The sequence below is a fragment of the Pseudoduganella flava genome, assembly GCF_007830495.1.
GTDB classification, from domain to species: Bacteria; Pseudomonadota; Gammaproteobacteria; order Burkholderiales; family Burkholderiaceae_D; genus Rugamonas; species Rugamonas flava.
In genome coordinates this window covers 368,045-381,473 of the sequence record NZ_VLKW01000006.1, presented here as the reverse complement: position 1 = coordinate 381,473, position 13,429 = coordinate 368,045, and the positions used below count along the sequence as shown (strand labels likewise).

Sequence of the window (13,429 nt, the reverse complement as noted above, 5' to 3'; positions counted from 1 at the left end):
CGTCACCTCCCCGCCGCCAGCGCGGGTGCCGGCACGTCCACCGCGGGCAGCGTTGCCGCCTGGCGCAGCCGGTAGCGCCGGTCCGCCGCCGCGAGGAAGCCGCCCGTCGCGATCAGCAGCGCTCCCGCCCAGATCCAGCCGACGAACGGCTTCACCTGCACGCGCACGAGCCAGCGGCCTGGCGCCGTGCGCTCGCCCAGCGACACGTACAGGTCGCGCGTGGCGCCACGATCGATCGCCGCTTCCGTCATGGCCGTCTGCTGCACCGGATACCAGCGCTTTTCCGGTGCCAGCGTCGCGATGGCGCGCCCTGCGCTGGTCACGCTGAACGCGGCACGCTCCGCCGTGTAGTTCGGTCCATCGGCATTCGTCAAGCCGGTCAATGTGAATGTGTAGCCGGCCAGCGCGACGCTCTGTCCGGCCCCCAGGTTGACGTCGCGCGCCTCCTCGAAACCCTTGACCAGCGTGACGCCCGCCACGAATATGCCGAGCCCCGCGTGCGCCACCACCATGCCCCAATAGCTGCGCGGCTCGCGCGTCACGCGACGCACCAGCGAAGTCCCGGCCGCCCCCTTGCCGAGGCGCGCAAGCGCCTGCCACAACGTGCCGGCGACGAGCCACAGCGCGCACGCGAGCCCCAGCACGACGAGCGGTTTCGCCCCCGCCGCGACGCCGCCCGCGACGGCCGCGAAGAACGCGGCCAGCGCAACCCAGCGCACCTCGCGCAACACGGCCGGCAGCCGCGCCGACTTCCACGGCACGAACGGCGCCAGCGCGGCAAGCAGCAGAACGGGAATCATCAACGGCACGAACACCGCTTCGAAATACGGTGGCCCGACCGAGATCTTGCCGAGGTTGAGCGCATCGAGGACGAGCGGATACAACGTCCCGAGCAGCACCGTGGCCGCGGCGACGACGAGCCCCACATTGTTCGTCAACAGCAGCGCCTCGCGCGAGAACAGGCCAATCCGGCCGCCGCCGCCGATCGCCGGCGCACGCCACGCGTACAGCAGCAGCGAGGAGCCGATGACGAGCGTGAGGAACACGAGGATGAACGTGCCGCGGCGCGGATCGGTGGCGAACGCGTGCACCGACGTCAGCACGCCGGAGCGCACGATGAACGTGCCGAGCAGCGCCAGCGAGAACGCCAGGATCGCCAGCAGCACCGTCCAGTTCTTGAACGTGCCGCGCTTCTCGCTGACGATCAGCGAATGCAGCAGCGCGCTGCCCACGAGCCATGGCATGAACGACGCGTTTTCCACGGCATCCCAGAACCACCAGCCACCCCAGCCCAGCTCGTAGTAAGCCCAGAAGCTGCCCATCAGGATGCCGAGCGTCAGGAAGCTCCAGGCCAGCAGGGTCCACGGCCGCGACCAGCGCGCCCACGTCGCGTCGAGCTGCCCCGCCAGCAGCGCCGCGATGGCAAACGCGAAGGCCACCGAGAAGCCGACGTACCCCATGTACAGCAGCGGCGGATGGACGATCATGCCGGCGTCCTGCAGCAGTGGATTGAGGTCGCGGCCATCGAGCGCCGCGGGCAGGAGCCGCGCGAACGGGTTCGACGTGAGCAGCATGAACAGCAGGAAGCCGACCGAGATCAGGCCCAGCACGCCGAGCACGCGCGCGACGAACGTGGCGGGCAGTTGGCTGCTGCGCAGCGCGACGGCCAGGGTCCACGCGGACAGCATCCATGTCCACAGCAGCAGCGAACCTTCGTGGCCGCCCCACGTGGCGGTGACGCGGTAGTACCACGGCAGCAGCGAATTGGAGTTCTGCGCGACGTACAGCACGGAGAAATCGTTGACGACGAACGCGTGCACCAGCAAGCCGCCGGCGAGTGTGACCAGCACGAACTGCGCACCCGCCGCGGGCCTGGCCACGGCCATCCAGCGCGCGGCACCGCGGGCGGCGCCGGCCAGCGGCAGCACGCCCTGCACCAGGGCCAGCGCAAGGGCCAGCATCAGCGCGTAGTTACCGAGCTCCGGCAGCATCGCCCTGCTCCTTGTTCTTCTGCGCCAGCGCGTACGCCGCTTCCGGCGGCATGTAGTTCTCGTCGTGCTTGGCCAGCACCTCGCGCGCAACGAACACGTTCCCCGGCGCCAGCTCGCCCTGCGCGACGACGCCCTTGCCCTCCTTGAACAGGTCCGGCAGCGCGCCGCGGTAGCGCACCGGCACCGAGCGCTGCAGGTCCGTGACGACGAAGCTGACGGTCACACCGTCCGCAGCGCGCCGCACGCTGCCCTTCTCCACCATCCCGCCGACGCGGAACACGCCGGCACGCGGCGCCTCGCCCCGGCTGACCTGGGTGGGTGTAAAGAAGAACACGAGATTGCTCTGGAATGCGGACAGCACGAACCACGCGCCGAGACCGAGCATGGCCAGCGCCCCGCCGATCAGCGCGAGGCGCTGGTGGCGCGGCTTCAACGGGCCGCCCCGCGACGGGCCAGCCGCAGGCGCCGGCGCACCAGCATCACCTCGCTGGCCAGTGCCGCGGCGACCATCGCGCACGCGCCCCACACGTACAGCGCGTAGCCGCCCATGTGCAGGAACTCGCCGAAGCTCTGCCAGTTCATCGTTCCTCCCGTTCCAGCGCGGCCAGCCAGGCCGCACCGCGTTCGCGCTCCAGCACGAGACAGCACGCGCGGCGCAGCACGATCGCCGCCGCGTACGCCCAGAAGCACACCGTCATCAACAGCATGCCCGTCAACATCGGCGCTGCCATCGTCGGCGCCTCCGTCAGCTTGATCGAGGCGCCCTGGTGCAGCGTGTTCCACCACCGTACCGAGAAGTAGATGATGGGCACGTTCACGACGCCGACGAGCGCGAGGATAGCAGCAGCGCGGTCGGCCCGGCGCACATCATCGAACGAAGCGTGCAGCGCCATGAAGCCCAGGTACAGGAACAGCAGGATCAGCTCCGACGTCAGGCGCGCGTCCCACACCCACCACGTCCCCCAGGTCGGGCGCCCCCAGAAGGCGCCGGTCCACAGCGCGAGGAACGTGAACAGCGCGCCAGTGGGCGCGATGGCGGCCGCCATCATCGCCGACACGCGCGTGTTGTAGGCAAGGCCGATCCCGGCCCACAGCGCCATTGCCAGGTACAGCAGCATCGACATCCAGGCCGCCGGCACGTGCACGTAGATGATGCGGTAGGCATCGCCCTGCTGGTGGTCGGTCGGCGCGATCAGGAAGCCGAGACCCAGTCCCGCCACGCCGGTGGCGATGGCCACGGCAAACAGCCACGGGACCAGGCGGCGTGCCAGTGCATAAAACGCGGGCGGCGAAGCAAAGGCGAACAGCGTGGCGGGCGGCGTAGGGATCGTGGACATGCTTCCTCCTATTCCAGCGCGAGCTTGAGCGCGGCGGTGACGGCCCACGGCGCCAGCGCTACCGCGCAACAGCACAGGCCCGCGAGCAGCAGCAGCTGGGCCTTGAAGCCGATACCGGCCATGCACGCCGACACGGCGCCGGCGCCGAGGATCAGGACCGGAATATAGAGCGGCATCAGCATCAGCGCAACGAGCACACTGCCACCACGCGTGCCCAGCGCCAGCGCCGCGCCGATGGCGCCGACCAGGCTCAGCACCGGGGTGCCGAGCAGCAGGCTGGCGACGACGACGCCGAGCGAAGGCACATCGAGCCCGTACTGCAAGGCCAGCAGCGGCGCCACCAGCGCCAGCGGCAGACCCGACGTCAGCCAGTGCGCGGCGATCTTGCCGGCCACCGCCACCACCGGCGGTTCGGGCGCCAGCATCAGCTGTTCGAGCGTACCGTCGGCCCGGTCGGCCTCGAACATGCGGTGCAACGCCAGCATCGACGCCAGCAACGCCGCCACCCAGATGACGCCAGGCGCCATCTTGCGCAGCAGGTCGGGATCGGTGCCGACGCCCATCGGGAACAGGCTCGCCACCATCACGAAAAACGCCAGCGGCGCCAGCATGTCGGCGCGCCGGCGCATCGCGCACAGCAGGGCCAGGCGGACCGACGCGCCGAACGCGTTCAGCATGCTTCCAGCCGCAGCGTGAGCGCATCCGGCACCTCGACCGCCTGGTGGGTCGTATAGACGAGCATGCCGCCGGCCTTGCGATGACTGGCGACGCGGTCACACAGCGCCGCGACGGCATCCTGGTCCAGGCCGACAAAGGGTTCATCGAGGAGCCACATGGGCCGGTTGTGCGCCAGTTGCAGGCGCGCCAGTGCGAGCCGCTTGCGCTGGCCTTGCGACAGCGCACCGGCGGGCAAGTCCGCCTGCGCGCCCAGGCCCGCTTCGGCGAGGCAGGCGCGGGCTTCGTCTTCGGCGGCCCGGCCCCGCAAGCCCTGCATGAACACGAGGTTTTCCCAGGCCAGTAGCTCGTTCTTGACGCCTGGCGCGTGGCCGAGATAGAGCAGATTGGCGCAGTAGCGCTGGCGTGCGGTGCGGATGTCCTCGTCTTCCCACAGCACGGCGCCGGCGTGCGGCGGCGTCAGCCCCGCCAGCATGCGCAAGAGTGTGGTCTTGCCGCTGCCGTTGTCGCCATGGATGCGCACGCCCTGCCCCGGCTCCACTGCGAAGCCGATGCCGGAAAACAGCACATTGCCGCCGCGACTGCCGGCAACGTCGACACAGCGAAGCACCATAGGTACGCCCTCGGGGTAACGGTTGAGTTACGGACGGGGGGATGGTAGCACTGTATGGCCGGGAGGCATGTTACGGTTGGAAGGGTGTAGAAAGCAAAAAGCCCAGCCATTGGGCTGGGCTTCATGACAGTGGTGCCGGCTGCAGGAATCGAACCCGCGGCCTGATGATTACAAATCAACTGCTCTACCAACTGAGCTAAGCCGGCGTGATCTGAAGAGTAACGATTATATCCTATTTGACCCGCTATTTGATCCGCGTGAGCGTGGGGCGGCCGCCCTTCTTCGGGCCGCCGTCCGGACCATTGCCATCGTCGGGGCCGTTGCCGTCGTCGGCGCGCGGCGCCGGTGCGGGCGCGGCGGCGGGCGACGGCACGGAGGCCAGCGCCGGGCCCGTCGGTTCGGCTGGGGCCGGTGCGGGTGCCGGGGCCGGCGCGTGCTGGCCCAGCAGCGGCTCGAACGCCATGCCCTGGCCGTTCTCGTTCGCGTAGATCGCCATCACGTTATTGACGGGGATGAAGATCTCGCGCGACACGCCGCCGAAGCGGGCGTGGAAGCGGATGCTGTCGTTGTCCATCTTCAGCCCGGACGTGGCGCCATAGCTGATGTTGAGGACAATCTCGCCCTTCTTCACGTATTCCATCGGTACCTGGGTCGCGGAGTCGACCTTGACGGCCAGGTAGGGCGTATAGCCGCTGTCGGTGCACCATTCATAGATGGCGCGCAGCATATAGGGCTTCGTGGAAATCTCTGCCATAAGTCTTCTTGTAAAAACGGCGCCGGGAAAAACCGGCGCCGGTGTTAGCTTACGCGCGAAGCGCTGATTAGCGGCGCATCACTTTCTCGGACGGCGTCAGCGCTTCGATGTAGGCCGGGCGCGAGAAGATGCGCTCGGCGTACTTCATCAGCGGCGCGGCCGTCTTCGACAGCTCGATGCCATAGTGATCCAGGCGCCACAGCAGCGGAGCCACGGCCACGTCCAGCATCGAGAACTCGTCGCCCAGCATGTACTTGTTCTTCAGGAACAGCGGTGCCAGCGTCGTCAGGCGATCGCGGATTTCCGCGCGTGCCTTGTCGTGGCTCTTGTCGTTCGTCTTGTTGCGCTCGCTTTCCAGCGTGTGAACATGAACGAACAGCTCTTTCTCGAAGTTAAACAGCATCAGGCGGGCACGCGCGCGCATCAGCGGGTCGGCCGGCATCAGTTGCGGGTGCGGGAAGCGCTCGTCGATGTACTCGTTGATGATGTTCGATTCGTACAGGATCAATTCACGTTCGACGAGGATCGGCACCTGGCCGTACGGGTTCATCGTCGAGATGTCTTCCGGCTTGTTGAACAGGTCGACGTCGCGCACCTCGAAATCCATGCCTTTTTCGAACAGGACCAGGCGGCAGCGTTGGGAGAATGGGCAGGTGGTGCCCGAGTAGAGAACCATCATTTTGGTAGTTCCTTAGAAACAAAGGGGGCGAGACCGCAAGCGGTTCACCCCAGTTGGGCCATCCCGGACGAGCCGGAACGGCGCAAAAATCCTGACCTTACCAAAATCGGCCAGCAAAAAGCAAATTTATTTGATTTCTTTCCAGTACGATGCGTTCAGGCGCCAGGCCAGGAAGGCGAACACCGTCAGGAACAGCAGCACGACGACGCCCAGGCGCTTGCGCGTCTGCTGCGCCGGCTCGGCCATCCATTCCATGTAGCCGACCAGGTCGGCCACTGCCGTGTCGAAGTCCGTCTTGCTCATCGTACCCGGGGTCACCTGCTCGAAGCCGGCGAACTTGTGCACCGTCTTGTTCGCGTCATGCGGGTCCTTCTCTTCGACGAACTTGGCGCGCTGCACGCCCTGCATCTGCCACAGCACGTGCGGCATCGCCACGTTCGGCAAGACCAGGTTGTTGAAGCCCGTCGGGCGCGTCTCGTCCTGGTAGAACGTGCGCAGGTAGGTGTACAGGTAGTCGCTGCCGCTGCCTGCCGAGCTCGCCTTGGCGCGGGCGATCACGGACAGGTCCGGCGGCACGACGCCGAACCACGCCTTGGCATCCTTGGGCGGCATCGCCGTCGTCATCAGTTCGCCCACCTTCTCGCCGGTGAACAGCAGGTTGTTCTTGATCTGGTCCTCGGAAAGGCCCAGGTCGCGCAACCGGTTGTAGCGCATCGACGAGGCGTTATGGCAGTTCAGGCAATAGTTGACGAACAACTTCGCACCGTTCTGCAGGGCCGCCATATTGTGCGAGCGGTCCGGGGCAGGATCGAGCGGATGGCCGCCCTCGCTCGCGAAAGCCAGTGCCGGCAGCAGCGCCAGCACAGCGAACAACTTCTTCGTGAATTTCATTTCGTGTCCTTTGCTAGTGAATCGCATCAATGCGGGTGGAAGGTGACGCGGTCGGGAACCTTCTTGAAGGTGCCCGCCGTGCTCCACCACGGCATCAGCAGGAAGAACGCGAAGTAGTACAGCGTCGCCGCCTGCGACACGATCGTGCCGATCGGCGACGGCGGCTGCGTGCCCAGGTAGCCCAGCGCCACGAATGCAATGGCCAGCAGCGTGTACAGGTACTTGTGCCACATCGGACGGTAGCGGATCGACTTCACCGGCGAGTGGTCCAGCCACGGCAGGAACGCCAGGATCACGACCGAGCCGCCGAAGAACACGACACCCCAGAATTTCGCATCGAGCACCTGCGGCAGCATGCCGACGATGGCGACGAGCGCGATCACGGCGATGATCGCCTTGGTGCGGAACGCCAGGCGGGATTTCAGCCACAGGAACGCGACGTACGCGGCCACGGCACCCATCAGCACCCACATGAAGTCGGCGGTGGTGGCACGCAGCACCGAGTAGAACGGCGTGAAGTACCAGGTCGGCGCGATGTGCAGCGGCGTCTTCAGCGGGTCGCCCGGCAGGAAGTTGTTGTACTCGAGGAAGTAACCGCCCATTTCCGGCGCGAAGAACACGACGGACGAGAAGATCAGCAGGAACACGGACACGCCGAAGATGTCGTGCACCGTGTAGTACGGGTGCGACGGGATCGAGTCGACCGGGTGGCCGTCCGGGCCCAGGTTTTCCTTCACTTCGATGCCGTCCGGGTTCGACGAACCCACTTCGTGCAGTGCGATCAAGTGCGCGGCCACCAGGCCCAGCAGCACCAGCGGAATGGCGATCACGTGGAACGCGAAGAAGCGGTTCAGCGTTGCGTCGGAGACGACGTAGTCGCCGCGGATCCACAGCGACAGGTCGGGGCCGATCAGCGGAATCGCGCCGAACAGGTTGACGATCACCTGGGCGCCCCAGTACGACATCTGGCCCCACGGCAGCAGGTAGCCGAAGAATGCCTCGGCCATCAGGCACAGGAAGATCGCGAAGCCGAACAGCCAGATCAGTTCACGCGGCTTGCGGTACGAGCCGTACATCAGCGCACGCGTCATGTGCAGGTAGACGACGATGAAGAACGCGGAAGCGCCGGTCGAGTGCATGTAGCGCACCAGCCAGCCCCACGGCACTTCGCGCATGATGTATTCGACGGAGTTGAACGCCAGGTTCGCATCCGGCTTGTAGTGCATCGTCAGGAAGATGCCGGTAACGATCTGCAGCACCAGCACGAACATCGCCAGCGAGCCGAAGATGTACCAGTAGTTGAAGTTTTTCGGCGCGTAGTACTTGCCCCACTGGTCGTTCCACAGCTTCGTCAGCGGAAAGCGATCGTCGACCCAGCCCAGGGCTTTTTGCGCGGCCGGCGCGTCGGCCGGAAATTTTGTCTCCTTGAATGCGCCCATGTTATGCCTCGCCTTTCTCGTCTTTGCCGATCAGGATCTTGGTATCGCTCAGGTACATATGGCGCGGCACCACGAGGTTGTCGGGTGCCGGCTTGTTCTTGAACACGCGGCCGGCCAGGTCGAACGTGGAGCCGTGGCACGGGCACAGGAAACCGCCGGTCCAGTTGTCCGGCAGCGAAGGCTGCGGGCCCGGGACGAATTTGGTGGACGGAGAACAGCCGAGGTGGGTGCAGATGCCGATGGCAATCAAATATTCGGGTTTGCGCGAGCGGTGCTCGTTGACGCAGTACTCGGGGGTGAATTCGTCCGGATTGCGCTTCGAATTGGGGTCCGCCACTTCGGCATCGGTCTTTTTCAGCGACGCCAGCATCTCGGGCGTGCGGCGCAGGATCCAGACGGGCTTGCCGCGCCATTCGACGGTGCGCATTTCACCGGGCTGCAAGGTGGAGATGTCTACTTCGACGGGAGCGCCTGCGGCTTTGGCGCGCTCGGAGGGTTGAAACGTACTGACCAGAACGCCTGCGGTACTGAGTCCTACTACGCCGCCGGCGGCGCAGGTAGCTGCTAACAGACCTCGCCGGCTGGGATCGACCTGCTTCTCAATGCTCATACAAACCCCAATCTTATAAAAATTCGAATATTTGATAAGCGACAACAGACCATCTTGCAACAGGAAATTATAAGTGAACACCACGTGTTCTAGAAGCGAAAGGTTGCAAGAGTAAAAAGGTCGCCCATGTTGCAATACGTTAAACCGTATTCCAATAACGGGGCAATAGGCCGGTTGACCGATTGACCGTGTAGGGGTTTGGGCACGGTGGCAAAAGACAGTATGATCCCGGCAGTTACCATTACGGGGGAGAACACCATGGCGATGTTGCAAGAATTTAAACAGTTTGCGATGCGGGGCAATGTCATCGACCTCGCGGTCGGTGTGATCATCGGCGCGGCTTTCAGCAAGATCGTCGATTCGCTGGTGCAGGACATCATCATGCCGCCGATCGGCAAGTTGATCGGTGGCCTCGATTTCGCGAACTATTACCTGCCGCTGAATCACCAGGACCCGAACCTGTCGCTGGCCGAAGCGAAGAAGCTGGGCGCGGTGCTCGCCTACGGGAACTTCCTCACCATCCTGTTAAACTTCCTGATCCTGGCGTTCGTGATCTTCCAGATGGTGCGGCTGGTGCAGAAAGCCCGCGCACGCATGGAAGAACCGGCACCGGCCGCCGCCGAACCGGCAGCGGCGCCGGAAGACATCGTGCTGCTGCGCGAGATCCGCGACGCCCTGAAGAAATAGATCCCTTACCCGACAGCCCATGCGACGACTCTGGTTATTGTTTGCGCAAGCGGTGACCATCGTCCTGGCACTGTACTTCGTCTATTCCGCCGTGCGGCCCGACTGGCCGCGCGCCCGCCCCGGCACCGTGCAGCAGCTCGGCACGGCGGCACAGCCCGCCTCGACCCTCGTGGCGGCGCCCGCGCCCACGCCCAGCTCGTTCCGCACTGCCGCGGGCCGGGCGATGCCGGCCGTCGTCAACATCCTCACGTCGAAGGCCATGCCGCGCCAGCACCCGCTGCTGCGCGACCCGTACTTCAAGCGCTTCTTCGGCGACCGTGAAGGCGACGACGAGGATGACGACCAGAACAGCCTGGGCTCCGGCGTCATCGTCAGCCCGGAAGGCTACATCCTGACGAACTACCACGTGGTGGAAGCAGCCGACGAGATCGACGTCGTGCTGGCCGACGGCCGCAAGGCGTCCGCCAAGCTGGTCGGCACCGACCCGGAGACGGACCTGGCCGTCATCAAGATCGACCTGAAGCAGCTGCCGGCGATTGCGCTGGGCAATGTCGACCAGGCCAAGGTTGGCGACGTGGTGCTCGCGATCGGCAATCCGTTCGGCGTTGGCCAGACGGTGACGATGGGGATCATCTCCGCGCTGGGCCGCAACAACCTGCACATCAACCATTTCGAGAACTTCATCCAGACGGATGCCGCGATCAACTTCGGCAATTCCGGCGGCGCGCTGATCGACACGAACGGCAACCTGCTGGGCATCAATTCGGCGATCTACTCGCAGACGGGCGGCTCGGTCGGCATCGGCTTCGCGATCCCCGTCAGCACCGCCAAGACGGTGATGGAGTCGATCATCAAGAGCGGCCACGTGGTGCGCGGCTGGATCGGTGTCGAATCGCAGGAGATCACGCCCGAGCTGGCGCAGAGCTTCGGCCTGCAGCGCGACAGCGGCGCGATCATCGCCGGCGTGGTGCGCAACGGCCCGGCCGACAAGGCGGGCATGAAGCCGGGCGACATCCTGCTGTCCGTCGAAGGCAAGCCCGTGCGCGACACGAATGAAATGCTGAACCTGATCGCCCAGCTGGAACCGGGCGGCAAGGCCACGATGCGCGTGCTGCGCAAGAACCGCGAGGCCGACCTGTCCGTGACCGTCGGCAAACGCCCCTTACCGAGAAAATGACATGCACCTGCGCGACCTGAACGGCTACCTCTCCGAACTGGCCGAGAACAACAACCGCCCCTGGTTCATCATGAACAAGCCCCGCTACGACATCCTGCGGGAGGAATTCCTGGAACTGGTCACGCAGGTGATCGGCGAACTCGGCAAGTTCGATCGCGAAGTCAAATTCTGCAATCCGAAGAAGGCGATGTTCCGCATCAACCGCGACGTGCGCTTCGCCCACGACAAGAGCCCGTACAAGACGCATTTCTCGGCCGCGATCGCGCCGAACGACCTGCGCCGCCCCAGCCAGGCGGGCGGCCCCACCTACTACTTCCAGCTGGACGGCCACGGTACCCTCGGCTACGGCGCCGGCGAATACATGCCGCCGCCGCACCGCCTGCGCGCGCTGCGCAACCACATGGTCGAGGATGCGGCGGGCTTTCGCAAGGCGCTGAACAGCCGCGCCTTGAAGGCGACGTACGGCAGCATCACCGAGGAAGCCAAGCTGCAGCGCCCGCCGAAAGGCTTCGACCCGGACCATGAGCACATCGAGTTCATCAAGCTGAAGAGCTTTTTCGTGTGGCGCGAAGTAGCCTTGGACCTGAACGATCCGGACGCGCTGCTGCCGACGATCGCGGGCGGCTTCAAGGATGCGTACCCGCTGGTGCAGTGGATGCGCACGGCGAAGGTCGACGAAGACGAGCAGGCCGCTTAAGCGCCGAGCGCCCCCTTCGCCGCGGCCACGTGGCGCTCGCTGACGGGCAGCTCGCCGCCGCCGCGCAGCGTGAGAATCCAGCTGCCCTCCTGTACCTGGCGCAGTGCCGCCATCTCCGCGCGCCGCACGAGGATGCGCCGGTGGATGCGCAGGAACTGCGCCGGATCCAGGTGCGCTTCCAGCTCGGCCAGCGTGCTGCGATGCAGCCAGGTGCGCTCGGCCACGTGCAGTTCGACGTAGTTGCCGGCCGCCTCGATCCAGCGCACGTCGGCCAGGTCGACGCGGTCCATCCGCCCCACCGACCGCACCACCACTTCCGTCCACCATCCGGGCGCGGGATCGACGAACCGCCGCAGCGCCTGCGTGTACGCGGCGCGTTGCTCGAGCAGCTGCGCGGCACGCTCCAGCGCCTGCCGCAGCCGCTGTTCGTTGACGGGCTTGACGAGGTAGTCGAGCGCGTGCGCGTCGAATGCATCGAGCGCATGGCCGCGATGCGCGGTCACGAACACCACCAGCGGCGGCAGCGGCTGCCGGCTCAGCTCACGGGCGAAATCGAGGCCCGACTCCACCGGCATCTGCACGTCCAGCAGCACGATGTCCGCATGATCGGTGGCGAGGAACGCGCGTGCTGCCGCGGCACCGGCGCATTCGGCAGCGACGACCCCGCCCGGCAACGCCGCCAGCGCCAGCCGCAGGTTGGTGCGGGCATGGGCTTCGTCGTCGACGATCAGTACCCGCAGCGCGCCGCTCATGCGGCTGCCCACGGCAGCGACAGGCGCGCCACGAAACGCCCGTCCGTTCGCGCCGTGACGAGCGACGCGCGTTCGCCGTAGGCCAGGCGCAGGCGCGCCTCGATGCCGCGCAGGCCGATGCCCAGGCCGGCCTGCGGCGCCGCATGGGGACTGATCGGGTTCGACACGTCGATCGTCAGGCGGTCGGCGGTACGGGCGAACGTGACGGCGATGTCGCTGTCGTCCTCATGGCATTCGAGATCGTGGCGCAGCGCATTTTCCACCAGCGGCTGCAGCAGCATCGGCGGGCATTCGATGCCGTCGTCCAGCAGGTGCGCGCCATCGATGCGCACGCGCAGGCGCGGGCCGAAGCGCAGGCCCTGCAAATCCAGGTAATGGTGGACGAATGCCAGCTCCTCGTCCATGCCGACCCAGTCCCGCTCGCTGCTGGTCAATGCATACTGCAGCAGGTCGCCGAGCCGTTCCAGGCCATCGAGGGCGAGCGGCTTGTCGTCCGTGCGCACCATCGCGCTGATGGCACTCAAGGTGTTGAACATGAAATGCGGTTCGAGCTGGCCGCGCAGCGCGGCCAGGCGCTGGCGCTCCAGCGACAGCCTGGCCTGGGCCAGTTCGTCCGCATGGCGCCGGTGCGCACGCCACAGCAGCCGGGCCACGACGGCACCATAGGCCATCGTCAGCAGCACGAACACGACGAACCATTCGAACTTGTCCATGCTGATCCAGTAGTGCCACGCGTTCGGCAGCGTCGGCGCCAGGTCGAGCTTGACGCAGCGGCGCAGGGCCAGCCCCAGCATCGCGACGGGCCAGCACAGCGCCACGAACAATGCGTAGCCGGCAACGAGGCGGCCCGTCGTGACCAGCCACTGCGGGCGGCGCAGATACACCAGGTGCAGCAACGCGCTCTGCACGATCATCACCGCGTAACCGCACCACCACCCGAAGGTCATCTGCCAATAGCTGCGCGTGTCGCCATGGTGCGCGGCATCGCCGTACGTGGTGAGGCCGGCGACCGCGCACAGCAAAGTCCACAACCCAAAATGGATCGCCAGCAGGCGCAGCCACAGCGGCCAGGAAGAGGGTAAGGTCAGCGGCGGTTTCATGGCGGGGCAGTATAGCAGCGCCTTTTC

The 13,429-nt window shown here is 66.0% G+C and carries 16 protein-coding genes and 1 tRNA gene; 3 read left to right on the top strand and 14 right to left on the bottom strand.

What is annotated here, in order from left to right:
* Positions 1–2: 2 nt before the first annotated feature.
* The 12 genes from IP92_RS17705 to petA form a co-directional block, all read right to left on the bottom strand.
* Complete coding sequence (locus IP92_RS17705; RefSeq protein WP_145877381.1) at positions 3–1,991, bottom strand: heme lyase CcmF/NrfE family subunit; 1,989 nt, start codon at positions 1,989–1,991, stop codon at positions 3–5.
* Entirely contained in the window at positions 1,972–2,424 is a 453-nt protein-coding gene (gene ccmE / locus IP92_RS17700; RefSeq protein ID WP_145877379.1) for a cytochrome c maturation protein CcmE, read from the bottom strand. Before ccmE ends, IP92_RS17705 begins: the two co-directional genes overlap by 20 nt.
* Complete coding sequence (gene ccmD, locus IP92_RS17695) at positions 2,421–2,573, bottom strand: heme exporter protein CcmD (RefSeq protein ID WP_145877377.1); 153 nt, start codon at positions 2,571–2,573, stop codon at positions 2,421–2,423. The genes ccmE and ccmD overlap by 4 nt, the downstream gene beginning before the upstream one ends.
* Complete coding sequence (gene ccmC, locus IP92_RS17690; RefSeq protein ID WP_145877374.1) at positions 2,570–3,328, bottom strand: heme ABC transporter permease CcmC; 759 nt, start codon at positions 3,326–3,328, stop codon at positions 2,570–2,572. The genes ccmD and ccmC overlap by 4 nt, the downstream gene beginning before the upstream one ends.
* An 8-nt stretch (positions 3,329–3,336) precedes the next feature.
* The gene (ccmB, locus tag IP92_RS17685) at positions 3,337–4,005 is read right to left on the bottom strand and encodes a heme exporter protein CcmB (RefSeq protein ID WP_145877372.1); all 669 of its coding nucleotides are present in this window, start codon (positions 4,003–4,005) and stop codon (positions 3,337–3,339) included.
* A complete protein-coding gene (gene ccmA / locus IP92_RS17680; protein WP_145877370.1) occupies positions 3,999–4,616 on the bottom strand; it encodes a cytochrome c biogenesis heme-transporting ATPase CcmA in 618 nt (205 codons plus the stop codon). Before ccmA ends, ccmB begins: the two co-directional genes overlap by 7 nt.
* A gap of 130 nt (positions 4,617–4,746) precedes the next feature.
* Positions 4,747–4,822 (bottom strand) — tRNA-Thr (locus IP92_RS17675).
* 38 nt (positions 4,823–4,860) lie between these two features.
* Entirely contained in the window at positions 4,861–5,370 is a 510-nt protein-coding gene (locus IP92_RS17670; protein WP_145877367.1) for a ClpXP protease specificity-enhancing factor, read from the bottom strand.
* 67 nt (positions 5,371–5,437) lie between these two features.
* The gene (locus IP92_RS17665; RefSeq protein ID WP_090436157.1) at positions 5,438–6,049 is read right to left on the bottom strand and encodes a glutathione S-transferase N-terminal domain-containing protein; all 612 of its coding nucleotides are present in this window, start codon (positions 6,047–6,049) and stop codon (positions 5,438–5,440) included.
* A 126-nt stretch (positions 6,050–6,175) separates the two neighbouring features.
* Positions 6,176–6,940 carry a cytochrome c1 gene (locus IP92_RS17660; RefSeq protein ID WP_145877365.1) on the bottom strand — a complete coding sequence of 255 codons (765 nt, stop codon included), beginning with the start codon at positions 6,938–6,940 and terminating at the stop codon, positions 6,176–6,178.
* Between the two features lie 26 nt (positions 6,941–6,966).
* Positions 6,967–8,379, bottom strand: coding sequence for a cytochrome b (locus tag IP92_RS17655; RefSeq protein WP_145877363.1), 1,413 nt, complete (start codon positions 8,377–8,379; stop codon positions 6,967–6,969).
* Position 8,380: 1 nt separating this feature from the next.
* Complete coding sequence (gene petA, locus IP92_RS17650; protein WP_145877360.1) at positions 8,381–8,989, bottom strand: ubiquinol-cytochrome c reductase iron-sulfur subunit; 609 nt, start codon at positions 8,987–8,989, stop codon at positions 8,381–8,383.
* Positions 8,990–9,247: 258 nt separating this feature from the next.
* Here petA and mscL point away from each other — a divergent pair, with 258 nt between their 5' ends.
* The 3 genes from mscL to IP92_RS17635 are packed head-to-tail and all read left to right on the top strand — an operon-like array spanning position 9,248 to position 11,550.
* Positions 9,248–9,676, top strand: a complete 429-nt coding sequence (mscL, locus tag IP92_RS17645) for a large conductance mechanosensitive channel protein MscL (protein WP_145877358.1) — start codon at positions 9,248–9,250, stop codon at positions 9,674–9,676.
* Positions 9,677–9,695: 19 nt separating this feature from the next.
* On the top strand, positions 9,696–10,853 hold the full coding sequence (locus IP92_RS17640) for a Do family serine endopeptidase (protein WP_145877355.1): 1,158 nt from the start codon (positions 9,696–9,698) through the stop codon (positions 10,851–10,853).
* A 1-nt stretch (position 10,854) separates the two neighbouring features.
* The gene (locus tag IP92_RS17635) at positions 10,855–11,550 is read left to right on the top strand and encodes a DUF2461 domain-containing protein (protein ID WP_145877353.1); all 696 of its coding nucleotides are present in this window, start codon (positions 10,855–10,857) and stop codon (positions 11,548–11,550) included.
* Here IP92_RS17635 and IP92_RS17630 read toward each other — a convergent pair.
* Complete coding sequence (locus tag IP92_RS17630) at positions 11,547–12,302, bottom strand: LytR/AlgR family response regulator transcription factor (protein ID WP_199271791.1); 756 nt, start codon at positions 12,300–12,302, stop codon at positions 11,547–11,549. The two genes, IP92_RS17635 and IP92_RS17630, sit on opposite strands and share 4 nt — an antisense overlap.
* A complete protein-coding gene (locus IP92_RS17625) occupies positions 12,299–13,402 on the bottom strand; it encodes a sensor histidine kinase (protein ID WP_158206773.1) in 1,104 nt (367 codons plus the stop codon). The genes IP92_RS17630 and IP92_RS17625 overlap by 4 nt, the downstream gene beginning before the upstream one ends.
* Positions 13,403–13,429 lie beyond the last annotated feature (27 nt).

What these genes read in the sequence shown, in the direction of transcription:
- mscL (WP_145877358.1), top strand. Translation starts at nt 9,248, where the DNA reads ATGGCGATGTTGCAAGAATTTAAACAGTTTGCGATGCGGGGCAATGTC.
- IP92_RS17655 (WP_145877363.1), bottom strand. Translation starts at nt 8,379, where the DNA reads ATGGGCGCATTCAAGGAGACAAAATTTCCGGCCGACGCGCCGGCCGCG.
- IP92_RS17625 (WP_158206773.1), bottom strand. Translation starts at nt 13,402, where the DNA reads ATGAAACCGCCGCTGACCTTACCCTCTTCCTGGCCGCTGTGGCTGCGC.
- IP92_RS17630 (WP_199271791.1), bottom strand. Translation starts at nt 12,302, where the DNA reads ATGAGCGGCGCGCTGCGGGTACTGATCGTCGACGACGAAGCCCATGCC.
- IP92_RS17670 (WP_145877367.1), bottom strand. Translation starts at nt 5,370, where the DNA reads ATGGCAGAGATTTCCACGAAGCCCTATATGCTGCGCGCCATCTATGAA.
- IP92_RS17705 (WP_145877381.1), bottom strand. Translation starts at nt 1,991, where the DNA reads ATGCTGCCGGAGCTCGGTAACTACGCGCTGATGCTGGCCCTTGCGCTG.
- ccmB (WP_145877372.1), bottom strand. Translation starts at nt 4,005, where the DNA reads ATGCTGAACGCGTTCGGCGCGTCGGTCCGCCTGGCCCTGCTGTGCGCG.
- ccmD (WP_145877377.1), bottom strand. Translation starts at nt 2,573, where the DNA reads ATGAACTGGCAGAGCTTCGGCGAGTTCCTGCACATGGGCGGCTACGCG.
- IP92_RS17665 (WP_090436157.1), bottom strand. Translation starts at nt 6,049, where the DNA reads ATGATGGTTCTCTACTCGGGCACCACCTGCCCATTCTCCCAACGCTGC.
- IP92_RS17660 (WP_145877365.1), bottom strand. Translation starts at nt 6,940, where the DNA reads ATGAAATTCACGAAGAAGTTGTTCGCTGTGCTGGCGCTGCTGCCGGCA.
- IP92_RS17635 (WP_145877353.1), top strand. Translation starts at nt 10,855, where the DNA reads ATGCACCTGCGCGACCTGAACGGCTACCTCTCCGAACTGGCCGAGAAC.
- IP92_RS17640 (WP_145877355.1), top strand. Translation starts at nt 9,696, where the DNA reads ATGCGACGACTCTGGTTATTGTTTGCGCAAGCGGTGACCATCGTCCTG.
- ccmA (WP_145877370.1), bottom strand. Translation starts at nt 4,616, where the DNA reads ATGGTGCTTCGCTGTGTCGACGTTGCCGGCAGTCGCGGCGGCAATGTG.
- ccmC (WP_145877374.1), bottom strand. Translation starts at nt 3,328, where the DNA reads ATGTCCACGATCCCTACGCCGCCCGCCACGCTGTTCGCCTTTGCTTCG.
- petA (WP_145877360.1), bottom strand. Translation starts at nt 8,989, where the DNA reads ATGAGCATTGAGAAGCAGGTCGATCCCAGCCGGCGAGGTCTGTTAGCA.